This window comes from Leisingera sp. ANG59, from assembly GCF_013317235.1.
In the GTDB taxonomy this organism is placed as follows: Bacteria; Pseudomonadota; Alphaproteobacteria; order Rhodobacterales; family Rhodobacteraceae; genus Leisingera.
In genome coordinates, this window is sequence record NZ_WLCM01000004.1 from 1 (window position 1) to 26,219 (window position 26,219).

A 26,219-nucleotide genomic window follows, 5' to 3' on the forward strand; every position below is an offset into this window, starting at 1 on the left:
CACCATATGTGCAGCGGATGGGTGCCGGGGGCGGGGGAGCCTCCGCTCTCGGCGGCAAAGCCGCCTGCCGGGCAATGGGACGCGAGTATTTGGGGGAAGATGAAGGGGCAAGGGGGCTGTTCGCGCCGGAGGGACGTGGTCAGCGCCGCCGCACCGGGCGGAAAAAAGAACCCGCCATGCGGCGGGTTCCTTGGATTTACGCTTGTGCAAGGGTCAGCCCTCGTAGTCGGGCATTGCCTTCAGTTCTTCCTCGGTCATCGGGATGTAGACGCGCAGGTCGGAGCCGTCGTCGGCGCGCAGGATGTCGATCTTGGTGAGGTCCAGCTCAACCGGCTTTTCGCCAAGGCCCAGGAAACCGCCGACGTCGATGACTGCGGATTTGACCTTGCCTTCGTCGGTCAGCAGCAGTTCGGAGACCTCGCCGATCCATTCGTCGTTGGCGTCATAGGCGGCGGCGCCGGTCAGTTTATCGGCGGTCAGGTCGGTTTCTTCCGCGGTCATGTAACCGTCGCGCTCAACCGGGGCGCGGGGCTGCATGGCGGCTGTGGTTCCGGTGCCGGACATGGTTTCGGCTGAGCCGGCATCTGCGGTGGCGCTTGCCTCAGCTTCCGCCTCGGCCGCTGCTTCGGCCTCTGCGGCTTCCTGGGCGACCTCTTCAGCAGCCGCTTCGGCTGCCGCTGCCGCTTCGCTGGTTTCTTCGGCAATCGCCTCACCGGCTTGTTCAGCCGCATTTGCCGCGTCGGACGCCAGTTCCGCGCCCTGTTCAGCGGCTGCCTCGGCGGTTTCCTCGATCGTGCTATCGGAGGCAAAGGCGGGGAAGGCGGTCACGGCGGCAAGCGCGGTGGAAAGTAGCAGCTTTTTCATAGCGTTCACTCCTCAGTTATCTGGTTGCTTGTGCGTGAGTACTCATCGGGGAAACGCCCTGCGCGGGGTTCGGTTCCCGCGGGATCTGAGAAAATGCCGCTGCCGGCGGCCAGGCAGAGGCCTGCGGGGCCGCAAAGGCCTGCATGCGCCCCGTGCCCTTGCCCCGTTGGCGGTTTTCCGCTAGGGGCGGGCAGCGAACACTCCTCCTCCCGAGCACAGGTACCTGACATGAGACGCGCAGCCGTGGCTTTGCTGGCCAAGCAGATTTCCCCGCCCAATCTTTCGATCATGCAGGACGAGGGCTTTACCGTGGGCCGCGTGCGCACCGAGCTGCTCTCCGGCCTGACGGTGGCGCTGGCGCTGGTGCCGGAGGCCGTCGCCTTTGCCTTTGTCGCGGGGGTGCACCCGCTGGTCGGGCTTTATGCGGCCTTCATGGTGGGGCTGATCACCGCTGTGTTCGGCGGGCGTCCGGGGATGATCTCGGGCGCGACCGGCGCGCTGGCGGTTGTGATGGTGGCGCTGGTGGCGCAGCACGGGGTGGAGTACCTGTTTGCCACCGTGGTGCTGATGGGGATTTTGCAGATCTTTGCCGGTGTGATGCACTGGGGCAAGTTCATCCGGCTGGTGCCGCATCCGGTGATGCTGGGCTTTGTGAACGGCCTGGCGATCGTGATCTTCCTAGCGCAGCTGACGCAGTTCAAGGTGCCGGGGACGGGCGGTGCGGAATGGCTGAGCGGGATGCAGCTGTATATGATGCTGGGGCTGGTTGGCCTCACCATGCTGATCATCTGGGGGATGCCGAAGATCACCAGCGTTATCCCGGCGCCGCTGGCGGGGATCGGCGTTGTGGCGGTTCTGGTCATTGCGCTGAACATCGACGTGCCGACCGTTGGCGATATGGCCTCCATCAAGGGCGGGTTCCCGAGCTTCCACAACCCGTTTGGCACCGGTGAGGGGCTTTATGGCACAGCGCTGGCGCCGTTCACGCTGGAGACGCTGTGGATCATCCTCCCCTATGCGGTGATCCTGGCCGCCATCGGTTTGATCGAGAGCCTGCTGACGCTGAACCTGGTGGGGGAGATCACCGGCAAGCGCGGCGGTGCTTCGCAGGAATGCATCGCGCAGGGCGCGTCCAACGTGGTGACCGGCTTCTTTGGCGGCATGGGCGGCTGTGCGATGATCGGCCAGTCGATGATCAACGTGAAATCCGGGGGCCGGACGCGGATTGCGGGCATTGCCGCGGCGCTGTTCCTGTTGCTGTTCATCGTGGTGGCTTCGCCGCTGATCGAGCAGATCCCATTGGCGGCGCTGGTGGGTGTGATGTTCATGGTGGTGATCGGGACGTTCGCGTGGAACAGCCTGAAGATCATGACCAAGGTGCCGCTGATGGATGCCTTTGTGATCGTGCTGGTGACGGTTGTGACGGTGATGTCGGACCTGGCGGTTGCGGTGGTTGTGGGCGTCATCGTCTCGGCCCTGGCCTATGCCTGGAACAACGCGCGCCGCATCCATGCCTATACCCGCGAGTCCGAAAGCGACAAGGGCGCCAAGGTCTATGAGATCGAGGGGCCGCTGTTCTTCGGCTCCACCGACGGGTTCATCGAGCTGTTTGACGTGGCGGGCGACCCGGACCATGTGATCGTGGACTTTGCCCGCAGCCGGGTGGTGGACCAGTCGGCGCTGCAGGCGATCGAGGCGGTGGCCGGGAAGTATGAGGCTGAAGGCAAGAAGCTGGTGCTGCGGTATCTGAGCCGCGACTGCCACCAGCTGCTGACCAAGGCGGGCCACCTGATGGTCGATAGCGACGATGACCCGGAATACGAGGTCGCGGTGGATTACTCGGTCAGGACCGGTATCCTGGGCGGCCACTGAGCTTTGACATAATGAACAATGAGGCCCGCGGTTCTGGTGAACCGCGGGCCTTTGATTTGAAGAGGGGGCTTCCGGCTCACCATACCAGCAAACGCTGGCCCGGATCCTCCATCCCCTGATCCGTGCCTGCCACCGGTCCTCGCGCCGCGCCGGCACAATGGCCGTATCCACGCCTGGCGGCGCGGAGCCTCGGCAATTCTGCTGGCCCGCCGCTGCGGGCGGTGCCCGTCCGGTCTCAGGCGGCGGCTCCGGACCAGCAAGTGCCGGGCAGGGTGTCAGTCGGGGGCGATGCTTTCCAGCATGTCGAGGTCGCCGGACAGCAGCGCCGGTTCGGCGCGGGTGATGAGGTCGGCGGGCCAGTCCCACCATTTGAGCGCCAGCAGCCGGGCGATCTGGGGTTTGGAGAAGCGGTAGCTTTGCACCGCGCCGGGATTGCCGGTGACGATGGCATAGGGCGGCACCGTGCCGCGCACCACGGCGCCGGCGCCGATGATGGCGCCGTCACCGATGCGGGCGCCGGGCAGGATCAGCGCGCCGTAGCCGATCCAGACGTCATTGCCCACGATGGTGTCGCGGGTGTCGGGCTGGAAGCCGGCCATCTGATCCGGGTCGAACACCGGGAAGGGGTAGCAGCTGAGGCCGTCCTGGGCGTGGTTGGCGGAGGCGGTGATGAAACGCGCGCCATGGGCGATCTGGCAGAAACGGCCGATCACGAGCCGCTCGCGGGCGCCGGGGAAGAGGTAGGGCGCCAGATGCTGCGCCCAGTCCTGCGGCGGGTCGAAATCCGAGGCATAGGAGTAATCTCCTGCCTTGATGTTCGGATGCTCCAGCACCCGGTTCAGCATCACCGTGCCCGCGTGGGGCGTGCCGTCCGGCAGGCTGATCGGGTTGCGCTTGCGGGGATCGGGCAGGGGCATGGCAGGCCTTATTCTCCGGGGCGGGACAGGGAAAACAGGTCGCGCACCACCGAATAGTCGCGGTAGCCGAGGCGGGCCAGCGGCTGGAACGCGGTGACGTCGAAGGCGCCGTCGCGCAGGCAGTCGTCGCGCATGTGCACGCCGGTCACTTCGCCGAACACCACCTTGTTGGCCTCGCCCGGCAGGGTGACGATTCGGGTGAGTTTGCACTCCAGCGCTGCCGGGGCTGCGGCGACGCGGGAACAGGCGATGGTTTCGCACTCCGCGGCCTCAAGACCGGCATGGTCGAATTCGTCCACGTCCTTGGGCAGCGCGCCGGAGCTGGCGTTCATTGCATCGCGCAGCGCGTAGGAGACCACGTTGACGCAAAAGACGCCGGTGGCTTCGATATTGGCGACCGAATCCTTGGTGCCCTGCTGGTCCGGCTTGCTGCTGGTGGAGGCAAACATCACCTGCGGCGGCGTGTAGGCCACGGCGTTGAAGAAGGAGTAGGGGGCCAGGTTGTTCACCCCGTCGGCGGACCGGCTGGAGATCCAGCCGATCGGGCGCGGGGTGACGATGGCGTTGAAGGGATTGTGGGGGAGGCCGTGGCCGTCCTCGGGCCGGTAGAACATTTCTGTTTCCTGCTCTGGTCATAGATGTTTGCCCAAGGCTTACGCTCATGCTAGGCCAAACGCCAGCCTGCAGGGAAGAATGCGGAGGCAGGGGCGGCGTGATCGAATTGAGGGCAGAGCAGCCGGACGACCGGTGGGAGGTCGAGGCGCTGTACGACCTGTGCTTTGCGCCCGGGCGCGAGGCGCTGTCGTCCTACCGCCTGCGCGAGGGGGTGCCGCCGGTCGAGGGCCTGAGCGAGGTGGCGCGCGACAGCGACGGCATTCTGGCCGCGGCGATCCGTTATTGGCCGGTTCTGGTCGGCGGCGCGTCTGCGCTGCTGCTGGGGCCGGTGGCGGTGCATCCGACGCGGCAGGGCGAGGGGCTGGGCGGGTCTTTGATTCGCGACAGCCTGGCCAAGGCAGAGGAAAGCGGCTGGGCCAGGGTGATGCTGGTGGGCGATGCGCCCTATTACCAGCGGTTCGGGTTCACCAGGCTGACAGGGGTGGAGATGCCGCCGCCGACCAACCCGGAGCGGGTTCTGGGGCTGGCGCTGCAGGCCGGAGCCTGGGACGGCGTGCAGGGGCAGGTGAGCCGCTGGCAGGCTTGAAATTGTGCCTTTCGCTGCCGATCTTTAGGGTCCTGGCCCCAAGAAGGCGGAGGAGACGCATGTGGCAGATGTTCTGACAAACGCGCGGGTCTACACCCCGCAGGAGATCGAGGCCGAGCTGGACGCGCTGGCTGCGCGTTACCGGGCGGCGGGCGGGGTTGGCGTCGACCTGCTGAACCGGCTGGGCAGCAGCGGCGAGAGCCTGCTGGAACGGCTGCCACAACCGGTGCGGGCCGGGCTGACCGGCGCCACTGAGACCGCCCTGCGCCTTGCCATGAAGGGCGCCAGCCGCTCGCGCCGCCTGGTGCCGGATCAGAAACCCGGTGTCGACCGGATGGTGAGCGCGGCCATGGGGGCTGCGGGCGGTGCCGCGGGGCTGCCGGGCGCGCTGGTGGAGCTGCCGGCCACCACCGCCTTTCTGCTGCGCACGATCCAGAGCGCCGCGGCGGCGGAAGGGTTTGATCCCGAGGCCGAAAGCGTGACCTTCGACTGCATCCGGGTCTTTGCCGCGGCAGGGCCGCTGGCAGAGGATGACGGCGCGGATCTGGGCTTTGTCTCCGTCCGGCTGGGGCTGCCCGGGGGGGTGCACAAGCTGATCGCGCAGGTGGCGCCGAAGCTGGGCGCGGTGCTGGGGCAGAAACTGGCGGCGCAGGCGGTGCCGATTGCCGGCGCGGTGGCGGGGGCGGCGGTGAACTATGTGTTTTCCGGCTATTACCGGGAGATGGCGCATGTGCATTTCGGCCTCAGGCGGCTGGCGGTCGAGGCGGATGTGGCGCCGGAGGAGCTGACTGCACGGCTGCTGCAGCGGCTGCAGCGCCCGGATGCGGCACGGTAGCTGCGCGGTGGACACAGAGACCTCTTGCGCTTGCCGGAAAGGCAGATTTAATCAGCTTTTCCTGCTAAGAGAGAAAGCATGATTCAATACAGCCTCAAATGTGCTGACGGCCATGAGTTTGACAGCTGGTTCCAGTCGGCGGCGGCTTTTGACAAGCTGGCGGCGGCCGGGATGGTGTCCTGTGCTGTCTGCGGCGGCACGCAGGTGAAAAAAGCCATCATGGCGCCGCGGGTGCGCCCGGGCCGCAAGGCGGTGTCCGGTGTCGGCGAGCCTGAACCTCAGGCTGCGCCTGCGCCTCGGCCTGCCCCGGCATCTGTTCCTGCATCCGCGGCGCCGGGGCCGGGCATGCTGAGCCGCCCGTCCGGCGAAGTGGAGAAGGCGCTGGCCGAGCTGCGCAGGAAGGTCGAGGAGAACTCCGACTATGTGGGGGACAGTTTCGTGCGGGAGGCCCGTGCGATGCATCTGGGCGAGGCGCCGGAGCGGGCGATCCATGGCGAGGCCAGGCTGGAAGACGCGCGGGAGCTGATCGAGGAAGGCGTGCCGGTGATGCCGCTGCCGTTCCGCCCGGGCCGGAAATCCAACTGACGAATATCAAGCTGAAGGGCAGGGCAGAATGCATGCAGTTGTAACGGGGACCAGCCGCGGGATCGGCAAGGAGCTGGTGAAGCAGCTGCGGGAAGCGGGCCATGAGGTGACGGGCACCTCGCGCGACCATTCCTCGGGCGTCAAGCTGGATGTCTCCGATCCCGGCCAGCAGGCGCGGTTTGCCGCCCAGATCAAGGGCCGCCCGGTGGACCTGCTGGTCTGCAACGCAGGCGTCTATATCGACAAGGCGATGGGGCTGGAGGATTACTCCGCGGAGGTCTGGACCAAGACAATGGCGGCCAATGTGACCGGCGTGTTCCTGACCGTGCAGGCGATGCTGCCGAACCTGCGGCTGGCGGAAGAGCCGAAGATTGCCATCCTGTCGTCGCAGATGGCCAGCCACAGCCGGGCGCCGGGCGGCAGCTATGCCTACCGCGCGTCAAAGGCCGCGGCGCTGAATATCGGGCGCAATCTGGCCACCGACCTGAAGCCGGAAGGGATTGCCGTCGGCATCTACCATCCCGGCTGGGTGCAGACCGACATGGGCGGCTATGACGGCGATATCACGGTGCAGGAGTCGGTCGCCGGGCTGATCAATGAATTTGATGTCCTTACCGTGGACACCACCGGCTGCTTTCATACATGGGACGGCCGCATCCACCCTTACTGAGCGGAGGCTGTCAGGCAGCGGAGCGCTCCCGCGCCCGCAGCGGCCTGGCCCTGCCAGCCCCCTTGGGGGCCTTGCGCGGCGCGGCACCGTGCGCAGGCACGGTGCCATGACCAACGGGCTGAGGGCCCGGCAGGGACCGGTGCCGGGCGGGAGTGCGCCGCTACCTGGGAGATTGCGGGTGCTGCAAAAAGGAAAGCCGGCGCGAAAGCCGCGCCGGCTGTTTTGTGTCAGCAGTTTGCCTGCAAGCGGGGCAGGGGTTACTCCCAGCAGCTGACCAGAACGGTCATGCCGGAGGCCAGCCGGGTGATTGCCGCGTTGGGCAGGCTGCCGCCGGAGGCGGGCTGTGCGGCGGGGCTGAGGCCTGCGTCATTCAAGGCGCCGCGGATCACCTCGGCGTTCACGGCAAAGCTGACGCCTTCGGGCAGCTGCTTGCCGCCGGACTGCTGCGGCAGCAGCATCCCCAGCACCGCGCCGGTTGCATCCAGCACCGGGCCGCCGGCATCGCCGGGCTGCGCCGCCAGCTCAAGGCGCGCGACATTGGTGTTGCCGTCCAGGCTTTTCACGTCAGCAATCTTGCCCCAGGTCAGGCTGGGGGCGCCAAGCACGCCCTCGTAGGAGAAGCCGGAGACCGCGACCTCTGACTGCAGCCGCGGCGAAGCGGTGCTGAGGCCGCCCACAGCGGCAGGCGCCAGAGGCTGTGCGGGTTTCAGCACCGCGATGCCGTCGGCGGCGTTATTGGCGGCGACGGTGGCTTCATAGCCGTGATCCAGGGTGATCCGGGTGCAGCCGGCCACCACGTCCGAGGTGGTCAGAACGCTGCCGTTGCCATCCACGAAGAAGCCGCTGCGCGACAGTTTCGGCTTGCGGATCTCCAGGCCGGAGACCAGATCGACGTTTTGCACCGCGTCGCCGCCCTCAGCCGGGTCCAGAACCCCGTCTAGACGGGTGAAGCTGGACTGCATCGCGGCCAGAACGCGGGCGTGGCGGTCTTCATCGCCGGCGGGCCAGACCAGGGTGAAGCCCTTGATCTCGCCGTTCTTCAGGCTGGCCTGGGTGAAGGAGACGATTTGATTGCTGCGGCCTTCGATGGTGAAGCTGTTGGCGCCGCGTTCGCGCGGGCCGTCCAGCGGCACGATTTCCAGCGTTTGCAGGATGTCGTAGAGACCGAACAGGGTGCGCTTGTCGCCGGGCTGGCTGATCAGCAGCAGCTTGGCGCCCAGATCGCCTTTGCTGGTGTAATGCGCAAAAGGCGATTCATAGCGGTCGAAGGCAACTTCATCTGCCGGGATCTGCAGCGCGATGCCGGCCTTGGCGTCCTCGGCCCGGGCCATGCCGACCGAGATCAGCGGCGCGTTGTATTCATCCATCAGCACCTGGCGCTGGGCGGTGGTCAGCACGCCGGTCGGCTCAAAGCCGCGGGCTGCCTGCCAGTCGCTCATCGAGGCGCGGGTGCCGCGGCCGAAGGCGCCGTCGATGCCGGAGTTGTAAAAGCCTGCAGCTTTCAGCGCGACCTGCAGCTCCATCCGCTGCTCACGGCTGAGCGCGCTTTCGCTGCGGCGCGCCTGGGCCGGGGTCTCATCGGGCAGGGTGGTCTGCACGGCAGTTTGCGGCTGCGGTTCGGGCTGCTGCACCGCGGGTTCCACGGGGGCGGGCGCAGGAGCAGGTTCCGCGGTCTGGGTGGCATCCGCGGCTACCGGGTAGAACTGGCTGCCCAGGTTGCGTTCAAAGGCGATGAAACTGTCGCGCGGGATCTGACCCTCGGCGCGGTAGACCTGCAGCACGCGTTCGGCGTCATCACGGGAATAGGGGCCGAGCACCACCCCGTACCAGCCGCCGCCAATAGAATAGCCGGAGACATCGGGCAGGCGGGCGGCATAGCTGCGGGCCTCGTTTTCAGCCTCGCGCAGGGAGGGGCGGGCGGCGATCTGGATCCAGACGCCATCGCGGCTGCTTTGCGCTGAAACAGGCGCCGTGAACGCAATGGCCAGCGCAATCAGCGGCAGGGCCAGAGCGGCAAACAGTTTTTTCATGGTCAGGGCCTCGTATCCCGGAAGTACTCTTATTCTTTGAGGCGGAGATTAAGCATTTTGCGGCGGCAAAGGGAACTCCTCATGACAGGGGGAATTCCCGGCCCGTTGCCGCATTCCCGCACTTTTGTTGCCGATGCGCTGCGGGCAGCATGGCGGAGGTGCGGTGCAACTGCCCGCAGGGCGTTGACCCTGCCATAAGCCTTGCATAGGAAGATCCCCGCAATTGCTGCCTTAGCTGCCCCCAAAGGGATGAGAGATGACCCAGACCAACGGCGCGCCGCGCTCCTTCCAAGAGATTATCCTGAGGCTCCAGAATTACTGGGCCGCCAAGGGCTGCGCGGTGATGCAGCCTTATGACATGGAAGTCGGCGCAGGCACCTTCCACCCGGCGACCACGCTGCGCTCGTTGGGGACCAAGGCCTGGGCCGCGGCCTATGTGCAGCCCTCGCGCCGCCCGACCGACGGGCGCTACGGCGAGAACCCGAACCGGCTGCAGCATTACTACCAGTACCAGGTGCTGATCAAACCCAGCCCGCCGGACCTGCAGGAACTGTATCTGGGCAGCCTTGAGGCGATCGGTGTTGATATGGCGATGCATGACATCCGCTTTGTCGAGGATGACTGGGAAAGCCCGACTTTGGGCGCCTGGGGCCTGGGCTGGGAAGTCTGGTGCGACGGCATGGAAGTTTCCCAGTTCACCTACTTCCAGCAGGTCGGCGGCCATGACTGCCACCCCGTGTCCGGTGAGCTGACCTATGGCTTGGAGCGTCTGGCGATGTATGTGCTGGGTGTCGATCACGTGATGGACATGCCGTTCAACGATCCGGATGCGATGATCCCGCTGACTTACGGTGATGTGTTCAAGCAGACCGAGGAAGAATACGCCCGCTGGAACTTCGATGTGGCCAACACAGAGGTTTTGCTGCGCCATTTCGAGGAGGCCGAGGCCGAATGCGCCGCGATCCTGGCGCAGGAGCATCAGGACCCGAAGACCGGCAAGCGCATCATCATGGCGCACCCGGCCTATGACCAGTGCATCAAGGCCAGCCACATCTTCAACCTGCTGGATGCGCGCGGGGTGATTTCGGTCACCGAGCGCCAGGCCTATATCGGCCGCGTCCGGGCGCTGGCCAAGCAATGCGCCGATGCCTTTGTGCTGACCGAAGCCGGAGGGTATTCGGCTGAGAATGCGGCCTGAGCAGGAGACGGCACGTTATGGGGAAACTTCTGGCCCTGATCCTGATCGCCTCCGGCCTCGCCGCCGGGGGTGCGATGTATTATCTGCAGGTCTATGGCTTCTATGATCAGGTCGCGCTGCAGCCGGGCCGCGACGTAGTGCTGGTGCCGCTGGAAGGCGGTGAAGGGCAGCCGATTGCCTACTCTGGCTTTGAGGCGATTGACGCTGACAGCTCCCCGATCCGCTACCGTGCCTGTTTCACCACCAAGGTGACGCCGGACGCGCTGGCGCAGGTCTTTACCCTGTCGGACAAGACCGAGCCGCGCAATGCGCCGGACTGGTTTGGCTGTTTCGATGCCGCCGCCATTGGCGCCAAGCTGGCCAATGGCTCTGCCAAGTCGTTCCTGTCGGTCAAGAATATCTCCTATGGGGTCGACCGGATTGTCGCTGTCACCGACGAGGGCCGCGGCTATGTCTGGCATGAGCTGAATGACTGCGGCCAGAAAGCCTATGACGGCACCGTGGTGGGCGAGGAATGCCCGCCGCGGCCTGAGGCGGGTGCAAGCGAATGATGCGCCTTCGCCCCTTGCCCTCCCTTACCAATTATTCCGCTGCGCCCGCCCGCGCGGCCACGCCCGAGGATATCTGATGCCCGATCTGCTCATTGAACTGTTTTCCGAGGAAATCCCGGCCCGCATGCAGGCGCGTGCCGCCGAGGACCTGAAGAAGCGCGTGACCGATGGTCTGGTCGAGGCGGGGCTCACCTATGCCGGAGCCGCGGCGCTGTCGACGCCGCGCCGCCTGACGCTGGCGGTGGATGGCCTGCTGGCGGAAAGCCCCACCATTCGCGAAGAGCGCAAGGGGCCGAAAGTGGGCGCGCCGGACAAGGCGATCGAGGGCTTCCTGCGCGGCGCGGGCGTCACCCGCGAGCAGCTGGAAGAACGCGAAACCCCCAAGGGGGCCGTCTATTTCGTGCAAATTGAAAAGCCCGGTCGCCCGGCGGCTGAGATCATCGCCGAGGTGCTGGAAACCACCGTCCGCAACTTCCCCTGGCCGAAATCCATGCGCTGGGGCGCGGGCTCCTTGCGCTGGGTGCGGCCGCTGCATTCGATCCTGTGCATCCTGTCGGATGAGGCAGGGACATTGGTGGTGGATCTGGACATCGACGGCATTAAGGCGGGCAACACAACCCGCGGCCACCGCTTCATGGCGCCGGACGAGATCACCGTCACGGGGTTTGACGACTATGCCGCCAAGCTGAAACGCGCCTATGTGGTGCTGGACGCCCGCGAGCGCGCCGAGGCGATCTGGCAGGAGGCCACCAACCAGGCCTTTGCCAACGGTCTGGACGTCGTCGAGGACAAGGGGCTTCTGGCCGAGGTCGCTGGTTTGGTCGAGTGGCCGGTGGTCCTGATGGGCGCCATCGACGAGGAGTTCCTGGAGCTGCCGCCGGAGGTTTTGCAGACCTCGATGAAGGAGCACCAGAAGTTCTTCTCGGTGAAGAACCCCAAGACCGGCCGGATCGAGAAATTCATCACCGTTGCCAACCGTGAGACCGCGGACAATGGCGCCACCATCCTGGCGGGCAACCAGAAGGTGCTGTCGGCGCGTCTGGCCGATGCCAAGTTCTTCTGGGAGAACGACCTGCGCACCGCCAAATCCGAGGCGGGCATGAGCGCCTGGGTAGAGAACCTCGGCAATGTGACCTTCCACAACAAGCTGGGCACCCAGGCCGCGCGCATCGACCGGATCGCGGCGCTGGCCCGCGAGATCGCGCCGGTGGTGGGCGCCGATGCGGATCTGGCCGAGCAGGCCGCTCGGGTGGCCAAGGCCGACCTGTCGTCTGAAATGGTCTACGAGTTCCCGGAACTGCAGGGCCTGATGGGCCGCTACTACGCCGAAGCCGCTGGCCTGCCGCAAGACGTGGCAAACGCTTGCGAGGCGCACTACTCGCCGTTGGGGCCGGGCGATGACGTACCGTCCGAGCCGGTGTCTGTTGCCGTCGCGCTGGCCGACAAGCTGGACACGCTGACCGGCTTCTGGGCGATCGACGAAAAGCCGACGGGGTCGAAGGACCCATTCGCGCTGCGTCGTGCAGCCTTGGGGGTAATCCGGCTGGTGCTGGAGAATGACGTAAGGATGAATCTTGCCCGCGTGTTGCTTACTGCGTTGGGGCCCCAACCCTCCGATTGGCTTAAAGAAGCGGCAAAAGGTGCGAAAGCCGAAGCAAAACTCCTGGCAACCAGGTCGTATGAAGAAACTTCGATCGAGTACGATGAGAAAGAAACGGTGCTTCAGGACCTCCTGACCTTCTTCCACGATCGCCTCAAGGTGTTCCTGCGCGATCAGGGCATTCGCCATGACGTGATCGACGCCTGCATTGCGATGGAGGGCAACGATGACCTCACGCTGCTGGTGAAACGCGCACGCGCGCTTGAGGATTTCCTCAAGACCGATGACGGTGAAAACCTGTTGCAAGGCTTCAAGCGCGCCAACAACATCCTCAGCCAGGCGGAGGAAAAGGACGGCGTGGAGTATTCGTTCGGTGCCGACCGCAAATTTGCCGAGGACGAAACCGAAACCGCGCTGTTCGATGCGCTGGAGGCGGGCGGGGCGGCGATCTCCCCGGCCATCGAGGCCGAAGATTTCGCGGCAGCCATGCGGGGCATGGCCGCCCTGCGCGCGCCGGTTGACGCGTTCTTTGAGGCAGTGCAGGTGAATGCGGAGAATGACATCATCCGCCGCAACCGCCTGAACCTGCTGGGCCAGATCCGCCAGGTCTGCGGCCAGGTTGCGGATCTCACCAAAGTCGAAGGCTGAGCACCGCCCCGGCTGCTTCTTTCTGGTCACAAATACCTGCCCCGCAGGGACCGGCCTTTCCGCCAGGGAAGGCCGGTTTTCCGTATCTGCGCCGGCGTTATCCGTCACTGCCCTGTTACAAGACTCTTGCGCCGTCGCATCTTGGCCTTATGGTGACTTGCAAAGGAGACGTGCTGCAGTGCAGAAAGATTTCGAACAGACCCCGCCGGCCTGCCTCATCACCGCCACCGCGCCGGTGGCCACGGCCACCCATGGCGGCCGGGCGAAATGCCTGCAGCGGCTGGTGCGGCTGGACTTGCCGGTGCCGCGCACGGTGGCGCTGTCGTTTGATGCGGTGCATTCCATTGCCGAAGGGCAGATGCCGGACCTGGACGTGGTGCTGGCAGAATTCGACCCGGAGGCGCTGCTGTGCGTGCGCCCGTCCTCGGAAGACCCCGACTGGGGCGGGCCGGGGGCGATCCTGAACATCGGCATGAACGATGCGCGCTATGTCGACCTCTGCGACACCCTGGGGCGGGAGGCTGCGGCGGCGCTTTATCTGCGGTTCGTGCAGTCCTATGCGGTGCATGTGGCACGGCTGGACCCGGATGTGTTCGATGATGTCGAGGACGGCGGCCCGGATGCGCTGAGCGAGATCCTGCACGCCTATGAGGCGGAAACCGACGAGCAATTCCCGCAGGACCCGGGCGAGCAGCTGGCGGCGGTGCTGCGCTCGATGGCGCGGGCGTGGGAGGGCACCTCGGCGCGGCTGCTGCGGCAGGCCAAGGGGGCGCCGGCCGATGCCGGCCTCGGGCTGGTGGTGCAGGAGATGATCCCCGGGGTGGGCCAGGGCGAATGCGGATCGGGCGTGCTGCAGCTGGTGAATTCGACCACCGGCATGCCGCAGCTGACGGGGCGCTACCTGAGCCAGAGCCAGGGGCGCGACGCGCTGGGGGCCGGAGCAAAGGCGCTGTATCTGGGCAAGGACGCCCGCGGGCTGTCGCTGGAGGAGCTGGCGCCGGAGGCCTTTGCCGATTTGAAAGCTCACGCGGCGCTGATGCGGGAGAAGCTGCGCGAGGAGATGCAGCTGGAGTTTGTCGTCGACAACGGCCGGGTGCATATCCTGGACGGGGTGCGGGTGACGCGCACGGCGCAGGCGGCGGTGCGGATTGCGGTGGCGCTGGCCGAGGATGGCGTGATCCCCAAGGAAGAAGCCCTGATGCGGGTGGATGCGCATATCCTGAACGAGCTGCTGCACCGCCAGGTGGCGCCGGAAGCCAAGCGCGATGTGATCGGCCGCGGCATTGCCGCCAGCCCCGGCGCGGCAACCGGCAAGCTGGTGTTTACCGCGGCCGGCGCACAGGCCAGCGCAGCCCGCGGCGAGCCGTGCATTCTGGTGCGCCGGGAGACCTCGCCGGAGGATGTGCGCGGCATGCACGCCGCTGCCGGCGTGCTGACCGAAAAGGGCGGCATGACCAGCCATGCGGCGGTGATCGGCCGCGGCCTGGGGCTGCCGTGCATCGTCGGCGCCTCCAACATGAAGTTCCACAGCAAGCGCAAGATGCTGGAGGCCGCCGATGGCCGGGTGTTCAACGCAGGCGACACGATCACCATCGACGGCAGCAGCGGCCAGGTGCTGGCGGGCCAGCCGCAGATGCTGGAAGCGGCTGAGGACGGGGCGCTGCTGACCCTGCTGACCTGGGCGGACGAGGTCCGCGACATCGGCATCCGTGCCAATGCCGACACGCCGGAAGATGCTGAAATGGCGCGCAAATTCAACGCGCAGGGCATTGGCCTCTGCCGGACGGAGCATATGTTCTTTGAGCCCGGGCGGCTGACCGTGATGCGGGAGATGATCTTTGCCGAGACGTCTTCGGGCCGGGAGGCGGTGCTGGAGCGTCTGCTGCCGATGCAGCGCGACGACTTCCGCGAGCTGTTCCGGATCATGGAGGGGATGCCGGTCTGCATCCGCCTGTTCGACCCGCCGCTGCATGAGTTCCTGCCCGCCACCAAGACCGGCCAGCGCGAGCTGTCGGAGGCCTTGGGCATTCCGGTCAGCGATGTGACCCGCCGGGTCGAGGAGATGGACGAATACAACCCGATGCTGGGTCTGCGCGGGGTGCGGCTGGGGGTCACCGTGCCGGAAATCTACGACATGCAGGCGCGTGCCATCTTCGAGGCCACTCTGGAAGCTTCGAAATGGGGCGAGCCGGTGGTACCGGAGATCATGATTCCGCTGGTGTCGGCCAAGCGCGAGGTGGAACTGGTCAAGGCCCGCATCGATGCGGTGGCCGCCGCTGTCAAATTCGAGCGCGGCGAGGACTTCACCTACCGGCTGGGGGTGATGGTGGAAACGCCGCGCGCCGCGCTGCGGGCGGGGGAGATCTCGCCGCACACGGCTTTTCTCAGCTTCGGCACCAATGACCTCACGCAGATGACCTATGGCCTGTCGCGCGATGACGCCGGGCGGTTCATGTCGGAATATGTGAATCAGGGAGTGTTTCCGGAGGATCCGTTCCATGTTCTGGACACCGACGGGGTCGGCGAGCTGCTGAAGCTGGGGGTCCAGCGCGGCCGGTCGGAGAACGGCGAGATCACGCTGTCGATCTGCGGCGAGCACGGCGGCAACCCCGAATCGATTGCGTTCTGCCGTGATGCAGGCTTTGATTACGTTTCATGCTCGCCTTTCAGGGTTCCGGTTGCGCGGTTAGCCGCCGCCCAGCTGGCGATTGGCAGTAAAACCGGTCAGGTTGCGCCAACTTACACTAAATATTAGGAAAATTCCGGGTACCCAGCCGCCGGAAACGGTGCTGGACCAGCATTTGCGTTAACCCTGCTGTCGCACCTCTGGGCGGCAAGCTGGACGTTCGGGGCCAATTCCATTAAGGGCTGCGATCGCATGTAGCCGGGGAAACCGGTAGCAAGCCGTAAGGACGGGGGAACCCTGAATGAAATTGTTGACTATGATTGCCGTGATGGCTGCCACCATCGCGATGGGTAAGAGTGTTGCTGCCGAAACCGGCCTGGATGCGCTGATCGAGCGCGAGCAGGCCAGTCTCAACGCGGTACCTGCGCGGAAGTTCAGCGGATTTTTCGGATTCCGCGCCAATCCGTTCAAGAGCCGCAAGACCAGGACGCAACAGGTGGAGTACTCAAAAGCCTGGCTGGACTCCCAGCCCAAAGCGACCGGTGGCGAACAGTTCGCCTGCCTGGCCGAGGCGCTGTACTTCGAGGCGCGCGGCGAGACCGTGAAAGGCCAGTTCGCGGTCGCCGAAGTGATCCTGAACCGGGTCCAGAGCGAACAGTTCCCGGACACCCCCTGCGGGGTGATCAACCAGGGGACAGGGCGCAAGTACCAGTGCCAGTTCACCTACACCTGCGACGGCCACAAGGAAGTGATCCGCGAGAAGAAGGCGTATCAGCGGGTGGCCAAGGTGGCGCGCGCGGCACTGGACGGGCTGAAGTCGGAACTGACGGAAGGCGCGACCTACTATCACACCACCGCGGTGCGCCCGCGCTGGAGCCGCACTTTCACAAACACCACGCGCATCGGTGTGCATCTGTTCTACCGCGACGATCGCTACCAAACCGCAATGAGCAACTGATGGCTTGAAGGCGGCATCAAGGTGCCGCTTTCTGCTACTGGCATGGCGTATGCGGGACTGTTAAGAAGCCGCCGAAAGTCTATTGTTGGGACCCACACCTGACACAGCCAGCCAAAGGCCCGTTTCCCATGCCCTCTGAAATCCGCCTTGCCTTTGCGCATCCGTCCGAACGTTCGATGGCCACTGCCGCGCCGGGCCCGCTGGACCGCATTTCGCTGCGCGACCATACCGTCGAGGTGGAGATCGGCGCGTTCCAGGCGGAGCGCGGCACCACCCAGCGGATCTGCTTCAATGTGGTGGTGGAGGTTGCGCCGCTGCCCAAGGACCTGGATGACGACGTCGACCGGATCCTGTCCTATGACAAGGTGACCGAGGCCATCGCCCATGAGCTGGCGGCAGAGCGGCTGAACTTGCTGGAGACCCTGGCGGAACGCGTGGCCGAACGGATCCTGCTGGAGCATCAGGCGGTGCGCGCCTTTGTGCGGATCGAGAAGCTGGACCGCGGCCCGGGGGCTCTGGGCGTCGAGGTGGTCCGCTCAAAAGACCAGATCAGCCATCTGGCTGAGGAACAGGACCGCCCGCATCCGCGGCTGATGTACCTTTCCAACACCGCCATCGACAGTGAGAACCTGACCGGCTGGATCGACCAGATGGAATGCCGCAAACGGCCGTTGATACTGTGTGTCGGCACCCACCCGCTGGCGGTTCCCACGACCGGTCACAAATGGACCCAGCGGCGGATCGACCTTTTGGCGATCGAACAGAACGCCTGGCGGCTGGCGGCCAAGGACGACCGCTGCGTGGTGGTCTCCACCCGGACCGAGCTGGACTGGGCGATGAAGAACGGCCAGATCTGCGTCTGGGCGCCGTCCAAGATCGTGCTGGACGCGGTGGAAGGGCCCTCGGCGCCGCCGTCGAACTCGGTGGCACTGGCTGCCTGGTTTGCCGCTACCTTTGAAGCCGGTGAAATGATTGTGCTTGGCGGGGATTTGCCTGATAATCCCGGTGTCCCCTTGCGGGCCGTCAGCGTGGAGCAAGCACAACTGTGACATATTACCGGCCGTTGGTTCAGCACGGAGAGGCGCGTCCCGAAGGCGCGGTCCCGCTGGCAGGCAGTGCCTTATGGTTCACCGAGGTTGAAATCCTGAGCCGTGATGCGCCGCCGCGGATCGTGCCTGCCGGACTGGTCCCCGAGATGGAGCGCCGCCGCCTGAGCGCGCGGCGCGCGTCGATCGCCGGGCTGGACATGACCCAGCCGCAGATCATGGGCATTCTGAATGTGACGCCGGACAGTTTCTCGGATGGCGGCAGGCATGCCGGTACCGAGGCTGGGAAGGCAGCGGCGCTGCAGATGGTGGCTGATGGCGCCACGATCATTGATGTGGGCGGCGAATCCACCCGCCCCGGGGCTGCTGAAGTGCCCGAGGCTGAGGAAATCGAGCGCACGGCGCCGGTGATTGCGGCCATTCGCGCCGAGTGCCCGGTGCCGGTCTCCATTGACACCCGCAAGGCCACGGTGGGCATGGAAGCCTTGGAAGCGGGAGCGAACCTGCTGAATGATGTCTCGGGCTTCACCTTCGATCCGGCGCTGGCGCCCCTGGCGGCGCAGGCCAGCGTGCCGGTCTGCATCATGCATGCCCAGGGCGACCCGGCGACCATGCAGGATGATCCGCAATACGGAAATGTGCTGCTGGATGTCTATGACTTCCTGAGCAACCAGATCGACCGGCTGGAAGCCATTGGCGTGGTCCGCGAGCAGATCGTGGTCGACCCGGGCATCGGGTTCGGCAAGACGCAGGAGCATAACCTGACACTTCTGCGCAATCTCAGCCTGTTTCATGCGCTTGGCTGTCCCGTCTTGCTGGGGGTGTCGCGCAAGAAGTTCATCGGCACCATCGGTGATGCGCCGCGCGCGGATGCCCGGGCGCCGGGTTCGATTGCGGTGGGGCTTGCGGCCCTGGCGCAAGGCGTGCAATTCCTGCGGGTGCATGACGTGGCTGAGACGGTTCAGGCCCTGCGGCTTTGGCAGGCGGTCCGGTAAGGCCTTTTAGGCAGGAAGGCATAATGCGGAAACTCTTTGGAACCGATGGCGTGCGCGGCACCGCCAACATCCACCCCATGACCGCCGAAATGGCGCTGCGCATCGGTGCGGCAGTAGGGCGTTATTTCCGGCGCGATGGCACCGGGGTGCACCGGGTGGTGATCGGCAAGGACACCCGGCTGTCCGGCTACATGTTTGAAAACGCACTGACGGCGGGGCTGACCTCGACCGGCATGAACGTGCTGCTGCTGGGGCCGGTGCCGACGCCCGCGGTGGGGCTGATGACGCGCTCGATGCGGGCGGATCTGGGGGTGATGATCTCGGCCAGCCACAACCCGTCCGAGGACAATGGCATCAAGTTCTTCGGACCGGACGGGTTCAAGCTGTCGGACGGCGCCGAGATGGAGATCGAGGCGCTGGTGGAGGCTGGGGTCGAACCGGCCCAGGCTGTCAACATCGGCCGTGCCAAGCGGATTGACGATGCCCGTTTCCGCTATGGCGAGCGGGTCAAGAGCTCCCTGCCGCGCAATCTGGGCCTGAACGGGCTAAAAGTTGTGATCGACTGCGCCAATGGCGCGGCGCACCGCACCGCGCCCGAGGTCCTGTGGGAACTGGGCGCGGAGGTTATTGCGGTCGGTGTGTCGCCTGACGGGCTGAACATCAACCGCGGCTGCGGTTCGACCCAGCCCCGGACCGCGGCTGAGGCAGTGGTGGCGCATGGGGCGCATGTCGGGATCTGCCTGGATGGCGATGCCGACCGGGTGATTCTGATCGACGAGACCGGCACGGTGGCGGATGGCGATCAGCTGATGGCGCTGCTGGCCAGCCGCTGGGCCGAAGAAGGTCTTCTGACTGGCGGCGCGCTGGTTGCGACCGTGATGTCGAACCTCGGGCTTGAGCGCTTCCTTGAGGGCAAGGGCCTGGGATTGGAGCGCACGTCCGTCGGCGACCGCTATGTGGTGGAGCGGATGCGCGAGGGCGGGTTCAACCTGGGCGGCGAGCAATCCGGCCATATCGTGATGAGCGACTATGCCACCACCGGTGACGGGCTGATGGCGGGGCTGCATTTCCTGGCTGCGATGGTGCAGACCGGCCAGAAGGCGTCAGAGCTGGCGCATCAGTTCGAGACCGTGCCGCAGCGGCTGCGCAACGTGCGGTTCCAGGCGGGCCAGGTGCCGCTGGAGGATGCGCGGGTGCAGGAGGCGATTGCCGCGGCTGAGAAGATGCTGGACGGCCAGGGGCGCCTGTTGATCCGCAAATCCGGCACCGAGCCGCTGGTGCGGGTGATGGCCGAGAGCGAGGACGCCGAAGTGATGACGCTGGCAGTGGACAGCGTGGTCGCCGCGGTTGAGGCTGCCGTCGCGCAGTGAACCGGCAGAGGGCGCTCAGCGCCCTTTGCTGAACAGGCGGCTGAGCCTGCCGAGCTGGCTGAGGCCAAGGCCGCCCAGGATCATTACCATTGCCAGCAGCATCGAGGGCGGCAGCTCTTCGCCCAGGAACACCGCTCCAAGCACCACCGCCCAGACCGGCACCTGGTAATTGGTGAGGGTCATGAAGGTGGGGCCCGCCTCGCGCACCACGATGACGCGCAGCAGGTTTGCTGCGGCGGTGGGGATCAGGCCGAGGATGGCAGCAATCAGCAGCGTTTTTGTGTCGGGCATCACTGGCGGGCCTTCGGCGGCCCAGGCGGCCGGAAAGATGATGAAACAGCCGATCACCAGGAAGATGGCTGCCAGCCCGACCGGGTCGGCGGGCGGCAGGCGGCGGGTCAGGATGGAGCTGACCGAGTAGCAGGCTGCCGCTGACAGGCAGGCGGCGCGGCCATAGGCCTCCAGTTCGGCGCCGCTGGTTTCAAACGCCTTGCCGCCGATCAGCAGCGCAACGCCGGCAAAGCCGATGCAGAAACCGATGAGGCGGCGCAGGGTCATCTGCTCGCCCGGCACAAAGACATGCGCCAAAGGCAGCACCATCAGCGGGATCGCCGCCATGCTGACGCCGGTAAAGCCGGAGGAGACATGCTGCTGTCCCCAGGAGATCAGCATGAAGGGCAGGGCGGTGCTGAGAATGCCGATGAGGATCAGCGAGGGCCAGTTGGCCTTACCTTTGAATAGCTTGAACCCGCGCCAGCCCCAGACCGCGCACAGCAGCAGCGCGGCAAAGCCGATCCGGCTGGCGGCCAGCCAGAACGGGGTGATCCCGTCCAGCGCCAGCTTGATCAGCAGAAAGGTTCCGCCCCAGACAAAGCCGAGGGTGGCAATCATCAGCCAGTAGCGCGGTGCGATATCGGGCATGGGGTCCTCTTGCCGTTCATCGCGCGACAAGACCCCGCCGGGCGGGCGGGGTCAATGGCAATTGCTTTGTTATCGATCGAAGCGTTTGCGCTTCACGCCACGCGCGGGCGGCGGTTGCGGCTGAGGAGGAGGCCGCCGAGGATCAGCGCCAGCGCGGCAAACAGCTGCGGCGGCAGGGTTTCCCCCAGAAGGGCCGCGCCGAAGATCACCGACCAGACCGGCACCTGGTAGTTCACGGTGGACAGGAAGGCCGGGCCTGCGCTGCGGGCGACCTGCACCAGCAGCACCTGGGCGAGGGCGGTGGGCAGCAGGCCAAGGTAGATCACGGCGCCGAGCGGCAGGGCGGCGGGCAGGTCCGGCACGCCCTCGGCCCAGAGCGCGGCGGGGGTCATCATGGCGGCACCGCAGAGGAGCGCCGCGGCAGAGAGCGACAGCATGTTCACCTGCGGGCAGAGCCGGGTGATGATCGAACCGATGGCGTAGCACAGCGACGCACCAAGGCAGGCGAGGCGGGCCAGTGATTCAAAATCGGTTCCGGCGGAGCGGAAGGCATCCAGACCGATCAGCACCACAACACCGGCGAAGCCGATCAGGAAGCTGATGGTGCGGCGCAGGGTCATATGCTCGCCCGGCACCAGAAGATGCGCCAGCGGCAGAACAAACAGCGGCACCACCGCCATGCAGACCCCGGCAAAGCCGCTGGCCACGTAAGTTTGCCCCCAGCTGAGCAGGGTGAAGGGCAGGGCGTTGGTAAAGAACCCCATGCCGATGGCGCAGGCCCAGATGATCCGGCCTTCCCGCGTGAGGATGGAGGGCAGGCCGATGCCCATCGCATAGACCACGCCCAGAAGACAGAGCGCACCGATGGAGATCCGCAGCGCAGCGATAGTCATCGGCGGGAAGCCCCTGAGTGCCAGCGACACCGCCATGAAAGAGGCGCCCCAGATCACACCGAGGAACAGGAGCTTGACCCAATTGGCAGCGCCGGGGGATTGATTCATTTTTATCTCCTGTCCCGCCCGGCTGAAGGCCGGGCTGCGCCCGACCCTCCCCACGGGAGGGCGCTTCACGCCCACCCAGGGCCGGGCGCTGCCCTTGGCGCATCACATGAAGTTCTCCGCATTCGGGCATATGGTTCAACGAAATTAAATGTGCGCGAAATGGATGCGCCGAAGAAAAAAGGGCGCTCCAAGATGGAGCGCCCTGCAGAGGTAAGGTCAGCGGAGGGTTCCGCGGGCGCCTTAGTTCTTTTCTTTGTCGACCATCTTGCCGGCCGAGATCCACGGCATCATGCCGCGCAGCTTGGCGCCGGTTTCTTCGATCAGGTGCTCGTCGTTGGCACGGCGGGAAGCTTTCAGGGTCGGTTGGCCAACCTGGTTCTCCAGCATGAAGTCGCGGACGAATTTGCCCTGCTGGATGTCTTCCAGAACCGCTTTCATGCGGGCTTTGGTTTCGTCGTACTTCAGGATGCGCGGACCGGTGACGTACTGGCCGTACTCGGCGGTGTTGGAGATCGAGTAGTCCATGTTGGCGATGCCGCCTTCATAGATCAGGTCAACGATCAGCTTCACTTCGTGCAGGCACTCGAAGTAGGCCATTTCCGGTGCGTAGCCGGCTTCGACCAGGGTCTCGAAACCGCAGCGGATCAGCTCAACCAGGCCGCCGCAGAGAACTGCCTGCTCGCCGAACAGGTCGGTTTCGCATTCTTCGCGGAAGTTGGTTTCGATGATGCCCGAACGGCCGCCGCCGATGGCGGAGCAGTAGGACAGGCCGGTTTCCAGCGCCTTGCCGGTGGCGTCGGTGTGAACCGCGACCAGGCAGGGCACGCCGCCGCCCTTGGTGTATTCGCCGCGCACGGTGTGGCCCGGGCCCTTGGGCGCCATCATGATCACGTCGACGCCTTCTTTCGGCTCGATCAGGCCGAAGTGCACGTTCAGGCCGTGGGCGAACGCGATGGCCGCGCCGGGCTTGATGTTGTCGTGGACGTATTTCTTGTAGGTCTCAGCCTGCAGTTCGTCGGGCATGGTGAACATGATCACGTCGCACCAGGCCGCGGCTTCTGCGATACCCATGACCTGCAGGCCTTCGCCTTCGGCTTTCTTGGCCGAGGGGGAGCCTTCGCGCAGGGCAACGACAAGGTTCTTGGCGCCGGAGTCGCGCAGGTTCAGCGCATGGGCGTGGCCCTGGGAGCCATAGCCCAGGATGGCCACTTTCTTGTCCTTGATCAGGTTCACATCGCAATCGCGGTCGTAATAAACGCGCATGATCCACGTCCTTTCGTTTGGTGTTTGAGGGCATCATAGGCATGTGGGCGGGGAAGGCGATTGCTGTTGTGCATGAGTTTCGCAGTTTCTTTGCAGTGGTCATTCGTCATTTGGCCTGATAATGATGAAATCATGCTTGATGACCTCGACCGGCGCATTCTGCGCTATATGCAAAGCGACCCGGAGCAATCGATTCCGGATCTGGCCGAACGGCTGGGCCTCACCGCCTCGCGCCTGTCGCGTCGGCTGGAGAAGCTGCGCGAGGCGCGCGTGATCCTGGGCCAGCGGGCGGTGATCGACTGGCGGGCGCTGGGGTATGAGGTCGAGGTCTCGCTGCGGGTGACGCTCGACAAGACCAACCCGCGCGCCTTTGACGAGTTCATCGAGGCCGCCCGCGGCATTGCCGAGGTGATCGAAATCCAGACCTTTCTGGGCCAGGTCGATGTACGGCTTTCGGTGATTGCGCGGGACATGCCCCATTACCAGCAGATCTACCGCGCAGCCATTTTGAACCTGCCGCATATCACCGATATCGAGGCGCTGATGCATGTCGCGCGGATCAAATCGGATGAGGTGCTGCCGGTATGAGCGCTTTGGATGATCTCGATTTTGCCATCCTGCGGGCGCTGTCGGAGGATGCCACCTTGTCGGCGGGGGCGCTCGGCCGGCAGCTGGGGCTGAGCCAGCCTGCCACCTGGCGGCGGATCAAGCGGCTGCAGGAGACGGGCATCATCGCGGGCCGCAGGCTGGAGTTGGACAAGGAGAAGCTGGGGTTCGGCGTGACCGTCTTTCTGGGGGTGAAACTGGCCACCAAGGGGCGGGTCAGTTTGGAGGACTTTGAGCGCGCGGTTTCCGCCATCCCCGAGGTGCAGACGGTGGAGCATGTGCTGGGCATGTATGACTACAGGCTGCGGGTGACGGCGCGGGACATCTCCGATTTTGAGCGCGTGCTGCGGCGCCGGGTGATGACCCTGCCGGGTGTCGGCAATGTGGAGGCCAATGTGCTGCTGAGCGAGGAGCGGCGGCCGGGGCCGCTGGGCTGACGCCGCGCTTTTGTTGCCGATCCGAAACCGGCTTGGCGCAAATGCAGGGGATTTCTGTCGGGACTGGGCTGTCTTTTTGCCGGGCCGACGTCAATATCGGCCTTCGGAGAACGGCAGTTCCGATGTATGCCAAGTCAGGGTTTGCCAAAGCCTGCAGCACCGGCTAGCCGTTTCAGGAGACATTTCAGGGAGGCCGCAATGGCATTGCTCGATACCGTGGACCCGCAGGGTCTGGATGAATTCTCGGTGGTTTTCACCGACCGCTCGCTCAATCACATGTCCAAGACCTTCCAGCAGGTGATGCTGGACATCAACGCGATGCTGAAAGAGGTCTATAACGCTGAAGCCGTGGCGCTGGTGCCGGGCGGCGGGACTTATGCGATGGAGGCGGTCGCGCGGCAGTTCGCCCGCGGCGCCAGCGCGCTGGTCGTGCGCAATGGCTGGTTCTCCTACCGCTGGAGCCAGATCTTCGAGGCCGGCGGCTTCACCGCGTCCTCGACCGTGATGAAGGCGCGCCGCACCGGCAACGAAAGCGCCTCTCCGTTTGAGCCCGCGCCGATTGCGGATGTGGTTGCTGCGATCAAGGAGCAGAAGCCGGATATCGTCTTTGCCCCCCATGTGGAAACCGCTGCCGGGGTGATCCTGCCCAACGACTATGTGACCGCCATGGCCGCAGCGGCGCATGAGGTCGGCGCGCTGATGGTGCTGGACTGCATCGCGTCGGGCTGCGCCTGGATCGACATGAAGGCAACCGGCGTCGATGTGCTGATCTCTGCCCCGCAGAAGGGCTGGAGCGCCTCGCCCTCGGCCGGTCTGGTGATGTTCTCGGAGAAGGCTCTGGCGCGGCTGGAGGAAACCGCCTCGGACAGCTTTGCCATCAACCTGAAGCAATGGCGCACCATCATGAAGGCCTATGAGGACGGCGGCCACGCCTATCACGCCACCATGCCGACCGATGCGCTGCGCGCCTTCCGCGACACCATGCTGGAGACCAAGGAGTATGGTTTTGAGAAATTGCGTGACGCGCAATGGGCGCTGGGCAACGGCGTGCGGGCGATGCTGAAGGAAAAGGGCATCACTTCCGTGGCGGCGGATGGTTTCGGCGCGCCGGGTGTTGTGGTGAGCTATACCAGCGACCCGGATGTGCAGAACGGCAAGAAGTTCCTGGCGCTGGGCACCCAGATCGCCGCGGGTGTGCCGCTGCAGTGCGACGAGCCTGCGGATTTCCGCACCTTCCGCTTGGGCCTGTTCGGCCTCGACAAGCTGTATGACGTGGATGCCACCATTGCGCGGCTGAAAAACGTCGTGGATCAGGTGCTTTAACGCAAAATCCGGATTGGGCTGCGCAAGGGGATATTGCTTGTGCGGCCCAGCCCATGGCGCAGGGTGAGCCAGATCACCCCGAGGCTGATCGCCAGCCAGATCCCGCCCCACAGCATGGTTGCGCCGCCGAACTCCTCGGCCATCATCCGCGCGTCGGAGCGCAGGTTGGAGCGCGCGATGGTGTCGTCCCAGATGTCGAGGGGCGCGTAGATCATGCTGCTGACCCCGATCACCCGCAGGATCATGTCGTTGATGTTTAGGCTGAGGTAGCGCGATGCGGCGAGCATCAGCGCGCCGGTGGCCAGGGTGAAGCCAAGCGCAAAGAGGTCCCGGACATAGACGGCGGCAACAGCGAGGGTGATTGCGCCGAAGGCGGCCAGAACCCTGCGGTCCCAATCGGTGCGCAGGGCAATCACGAACAGGGCAGAACCGATCAGCAGTGATCCGGTGTAGCCTGCGGACAGCCCCAGGAAACGGCTGCCGCCGCGGGAAACCACCATGCCGCCCTCGTAGGGGTCGATGGTCAGGCTGACCACATCGCCGCCGGTCAGCAATGTCATGGCCGCATGGGAGACCTCATGCAGGAACACGGTCAGGATGCACAGAGGCAGCAGTGCCGGGTTTTGCCAGAGGGCGGCAATTGCCATGGTCAGGCAGAGAAGCTGCCAGTGGCCTTTGAGGAAGCGTCCGGCAGCCTGCATG

The 26,219-nt window shown here is 65.4% G+C and carries 24 protein-coding genes; 16 read left to right on the forward strand and 8 right to left on the reverse strand.

What is annotated here, in order from left to right:
- Window positions 1-213 precede the first annotated feature (213 nt).
- Window positions 214-864, reverse strand: a complete 651-nt coding sequence (locus tag GKC28_RS04340) for a PRC-barrel domain-containing protein (RefSeq protein ID WP_174145383.1) — start codon at window positions 862-864, stop codon at window positions 214-216.
- A gap of 228 nt (window positions 865-1,092) precedes the next feature.
- Between GKC28_RS04340 and GKC28_RS04345 the strand changes: the two genes are divergently transcribed.
- The gene (locus tag GKC28_RS04345) at window positions 1,093-2,736 is read left to right on the forward strand and encodes a SulP family inorganic anion transporter (RefSeq protein ID WP_174145385.1); all 1,644 of its coding nucleotides are present in this window, start codon (window positions 1,093-1,095) and stop codon (window positions 2,734-2,736) included.
- Window positions 2,737-3,011: 275 nt separating this feature from the next.
- Here GKC28_RS04345 and GKC28_RS04350 read toward each other — a convergent pair whose 3' ends face one another.
- Both GKC28_RS04350 and GKC28_RS04355 read right to left on the reverse strand, forming a co-directional pair.
- Window positions 3,012-3,653 (reverse strand): CatB-related O-acetyltransferase, encoded by a 642-nt coding sequence (locus GKC28_RS04350; protein ID WP_174145387.1) that lies wholly within the window; start codon window positions 3,651-3,653, stop codon window positions 3,012-3,014.
- Window positions 3,654-3,661: 8 nt separating this feature from the next.
- A complete protein-coding gene (locus GKC28_RS04355; protein WP_174145389.1) occupies window positions 3,662-4,267 on the reverse strand; it encodes a flavin reductase family protein in 606 nt (201 codons plus the stop codon).
- A gap of 98 nt (window positions 4,268-4,365) precedes the next feature.
- Between GKC28_RS04355 and GKC28_RS04360 the strand changes: the two genes are divergently transcribed.
- The 4 genes from GKC28_RS04360 (at window position 4,366) to GKC28_RS04375 (ending at window position 6,944) form a co-directional block, all read left to right on the forward strand.
- Window positions 4,366-4,854, forward strand: coding sequence for a GNAT family N-acetyltransferase (locus GKC28_RS04360; protein WP_174145391.1), 489 nt, complete (start codon window positions 4,366-4,368; stop codon window positions 4,852-4,854).
- 61 nt (window positions 4,855-4,915) lie between these two features.
- Window positions 4,916-5,689: an EcsC family protein gene (locus GKC28_RS04365; protein ID WP_174145393.1), complete on the forward strand. Its 774-nt coding sequence runs from the start codon at window positions 4,916-4,918 to the stop codon at window positions 5,687-5,689.
- Between the two features lie 78 nt (window positions 5,690-5,767).
- On the forward strand, window positions 5,768-6,274 hold the full coding sequence (locus GKC28_RS04370) for a DUF1178 family protein (RefSeq protein ID WP_174145396.1): 507 nt from the start codon (window positions 5,768-5,770) through the stop codon (window positions 6,272-6,274).
- 28 nt (window positions 6,275-6,302) lie between these two features.
- Entirely contained in the window at window positions 6,303-6,944 is a 642-nt protein-coding gene (locus tag GKC28_RS04375; protein WP_174145398.1) for an SDR family oxidoreductase, read from the forward strand.
- A 257-nt stretch (window positions 6,945-7,201) separates the two neighbouring features.
- Here GKC28_RS04375 and GKC28_RS04380 read toward each other — a convergent pair whose 3' ends face one another.
- The gene (locus GKC28_RS04380) at window positions 7,202-8,974 is read right to left on the reverse strand and encodes a trypsin-like peptidase domain-containing protein (RefSeq protein WP_174145400.1); all 1,773 of its coding nucleotides are present in this window, start codon (window positions 8,972-8,974) and stop codon (window positions 7,202-7,204) included.
- A gap of 256 nt (window positions 8,975-9,230) precedes the next feature.
- Between GKC28_RS04380 and GKC28_RS04385 the strand changes: the two genes are divergently transcribed.
- The 8 genes from GKC28_RS04385 (at window position 9,231) to glmM (ending at window position 19,966) form a co-directional block, all read left to right on the forward strand.
- The gene (locus GKC28_RS04385; protein ID WP_174145402.1) at window positions 9,231-10,172 is read left to right on the forward strand and encodes a glycine--tRNA ligase subunit alpha; all 942 of its coding nucleotides are present in this window, start codon (window positions 9,231-9,233) and stop codon (window positions 10,170-10,172) included.
- A 17-nt stretch (window positions 10,173-10,189) separates the two neighbouring features.
- On the forward strand, window positions 10,190-10,723 hold the full coding sequence (locus tag GKC28_RS04390; protein WP_174145404.1) for a DUF6446 family protein: 534 nt from the start codon (window positions 10,190-10,192) through the stop codon (window positions 10,721-10,723).
- 76 nt (window positions 10,724-10,799) lie between these two features.
- Entirely contained in the window at window positions 10,800-12,971 is a 2,172-nt protein-coding gene (gene glyS / locus GKC28_RS04395) for a glycine--tRNA ligase subunit beta (protein ID WP_174145406.1), read from the forward strand.
- Between the two features lie 178 nt (window positions 12,972-13,149).
- Window positions 13,150-15,726 (forward strand): pyruvate, phosphate dikinase, encoded by a 2,577-nt coding sequence (locus GKC28_RS04400; protein ID WP_174145408.1) that lies wholly within the window; start codon window positions 13,150-13,152, stop codon window positions 15,724-15,726.
- Between the two features lie 172 nt (window positions 15,727-15,898).
- Window positions 15,899-16,555, forward strand: a complete 657-nt coding sequence (locus GKC28_RS04405; RefSeq protein ID WP_254604145.1) for a cell wall hydrolase — start codon at window positions 15,899-15,901, stop codon at window positions 16,553-16,555.
- A 128-nt stretch (window positions 16,556-16,683) separates the two neighbouring features.
- On the forward strand, window positions 16,684-17,604 hold the full coding sequence (locus tag GKC28_RS04410; RefSeq protein ID WP_174145410.1) for a dihydroneopterin aldolase: 921 nt from the start codon (window positions 16,684-16,686) through the stop codon (window positions 17,602-17,604).
- Window positions 17,601-18,596 (forward strand): dihydropteroate synthase, encoded by a 996-nt coding sequence (gene folP / locus GKC28_RS04415; protein WP_174145412.1) that lies wholly within the window; start codon window positions 17,601-17,603, stop codon window positions 18,594-18,596. Before GKC28_RS04410 ends, folP begins: the two co-directional genes overlap by 4 nt.
- Window positions 18,597-18,619: 23 nt before the next feature.
- The gene (glmM, locus tag GKC28_RS04420) at window positions 18,620-19,966 is read left to right on the forward strand and encodes a phosphoglucosamine mutase (protein ID WP_174145414.1); all 1,347 of its coding nucleotides are present in this window, start codon (window positions 18,620-18,622) and stop codon (window positions 19,964-19,966) included.
- A 15-nt stretch (window positions 19,967-19,981) separates the two neighbouring features.
- Here glmM and GKC28_RS04425 read toward each other — a convergent pair whose 3' ends face one another.
- The 3 genes from GKC28_RS04425 to ilvC form a co-directional block, all read right to left on the reverse strand.
- On the reverse strand, window positions 19,982-20,887 hold the full coding sequence (locus GKC28_RS04425) for a DMT family transporter (protein WP_174145416.1): 906 nt from the start codon (window positions 20,885-20,887) through the stop codon (window positions 19,982-19,984).
- Between the two features lie 92 nt (window positions 20,888-20,979).
- A complete protein-coding gene (locus GKC28_RS04430) occupies window positions 20,980-21,888 on the reverse strand; it encodes a DMT family transporter (protein WP_174145418.1) in 909 nt (302 codons plus the stop codon).
- Between the two features lie 240 nt (window positions 21,889-22,128).
- Window positions 22,129-23,151, reverse strand: a complete 1,023-nt coding sequence (gene ilvC, locus GKC28_RS04435) for a ketol-acid reductoisomerase (protein WP_027236799.1) — start codon at window positions 23,149-23,151, stop codon at window positions 22,129-22,131.
- Window positions 23,152-23,283: 132 nt separating this feature from the next.
- Here ilvC and GKC28_RS04440 point away from each other — a divergent pair, with 132 nt between their 5' ends.
- The 3 genes from GKC28_RS04440 (at window position 23,284) to GKC28_RS04450 (ending at window position 25,517) form a co-directional block, all read left to right on the forward strand.
- Entirely contained in the window at window positions 23,284-23,739 is a 456-nt protein-coding gene (locus tag GKC28_RS04440; protein ID WP_174145420.1) for an Lrp/AsnC family transcriptional regulator, read from the forward strand.
- Complete coding sequence (locus GKC28_RS04445) at window positions 23,736-24,194, forward strand: Lrp/AsnC family transcriptional regulator (protein ID WP_174145422.1); 459 nt, start codon at window positions 23,736-23,738, stop codon at window positions 24,192-24,194. Before GKC28_RS04440 ends, GKC28_RS04445 begins: the two co-directional genes overlap by 4 nt.
- A 198-nt stretch (window positions 24,195-24,392) precedes the next feature.
- On the forward strand, window positions 24,393-25,517 hold the full coding sequence (locus GKC28_RS04450) for an aminotransferase class V-fold PLP-dependent enzyme (protein WP_174145424.1): 1,125 nt from the start codon (window positions 24,393-24,395) through the stop codon (window positions 25,515-25,517).
- Here the strand turns inward: GKC28_RS04450 and GKC28_RS04455 are convergent.
- Entirely contained in the window at window positions 25,514-26,218 is a 705-nt protein-coding gene (locus tag GKC28_RS04455; protein ID WP_174145426.1) for a M50 family metallopeptidase, read from the reverse strand. The two genes, GKC28_RS04450 and GKC28_RS04455, sit on opposite strands and share 4 nt — an antisense overlap.
- Between the last annotated feature and the right edge of the window lies 1 nt (window position 26,219).

Bases quoted from the DNA above. Each gene is read 5' to 3' on its own strand.
- ilvC (WP_027236799.1), bottom strand. From the start codon at position 23,151: ATGCGCGTTTATTACGACCGCGATTGCGATGTGAACCTGATCAAGGAC.
- GKC28_RS04345 (WP_174145385.1), top strand. From the start codon at position 1,093: ATGAGACGCGCAGCCGTGGCTTTGCTGGCCAAGCAGATTTCCCCGCCC.
- GKC28_RS04455 (WP_174145426.1), bottom strand. From the start codon at position 26,218: ATGCAGGCTGCCGGACGCTTCCTCAAAGGCCACTGGCAGCTTCTCTGC.
- GKC28_RS04375 (WP_174145398.1), top strand. From the start codon at position 6,303: ATGCATGCAGTTGTAACGGGGACCAGCCGCGGGATCGGCAAGGAGCTG.
- GKC28_RS04380 (WP_174145400.1), bottom strand. From the start codon at position 8,974: ATGAAAAAACTGTTTGCCGCTCTGGCCCTGCCGCTGATTGCGCTGGCC.
- glmM (WP_174145414.1), top strand. From the start codon at position 18,620: ATGCGGAAACTCTTTGGAACCGATGGCGTGCGCGGCACCGCCAACATC.
- GKC28_RS04350 (WP_174145387.1), bottom strand. From the start codon at position 3,653: ATGCCCCTGCCCGATCCCCGCAAGCGCAACCCGATCAGCCTGCCGGAC.
- GKC28_RS04440 (WP_174145420.1), top strand. From the start codon at position 23,284: ATGCTTGATGACCTCGACCGGCGCATTCTGCGCTATATGCAAAGCGAC.
- GKC28_RS04390 (WP_174145404.1), top strand. From the start codon at position 10,190: ATGGGGAAACTTCTGGCCCTGATCCTGATCGCCTCCGGCCTCGCCGCC.
- GKC28_RS04430 (WP_174145418.1), bottom strand. From the start codon at position 21,888: ATGAATCAATCCCCCGGCGCTGCCAATTGGGTCAAGCTCCTGTTCCTC.
- GKC28_RS04405 (WP_254604145.1), top strand. From the start codon at position 15,899: ATGAAATTGTTGACTATGATTGCCGTGATGGCTGCCACCATCGCGATG.
- GKC28_RS04445 (WP_174145422.1), top strand. From the start codon at position 23,736: ATGAGCGCTTTGGATGATCTCGATTTTGCCATCCTGCGGGCGCTGTCG.
- GKC28_RS04370 (WP_174145396.1), top strand. From the start codon at position 5,768: ATGATTCAATACAGCCTCAAATGTGCTGACGGCCATGAGTTTGACAGC.
- GKC28_RS04385 (WP_174145402.1), top strand. From the start codon at position 9,231: ATGACCCAGACCAACGGCGCGCCGCGCTCCTTCCAAGAGATTATCCTG.
- GKC28_RS04355 (WP_174145389.1), bottom strand. From the start codon at position 4,267: ATGTTCTACCGGCCCGAGGACGGCCACGGCCTCCCCCACAATCCCTTC.
- glyS (WP_174145406.1), top strand. From the start codon at position 10,800: ATGCCCGATCTGCTCATTGAACTGTTTTCCGAGGAAATCCCGGCCCGC.
- GKC28_RS04410 (WP_174145410.1), top strand. From the start codon at position 16,684: ATGCCCTCTGAAATCCGCCTTGCCTTTGCGCATCCGTCCGAACGTTCG.
- GKC28_RS04425 (WP_174145416.1), bottom strand. From the start codon at position 20,887: ATGCCCGATATCGCACCGCGCTACTGGCTGATGATTGCCACCCTCGGC.
- GKC28_RS04340 (WP_174145383.1), bottom strand. From the start codon at position 864: ATGAAAAAGCTGCTACTTTCCACCGCGCTTGCCGCCGTGACCGCCTTC.
- GKC28_RS04450 (WP_174145424.1), top strand. From the start codon at position 24,393: ATGGCATTGCTCGATACCGTGGACCCGCAGGGTCTGGATGAATTCTCG.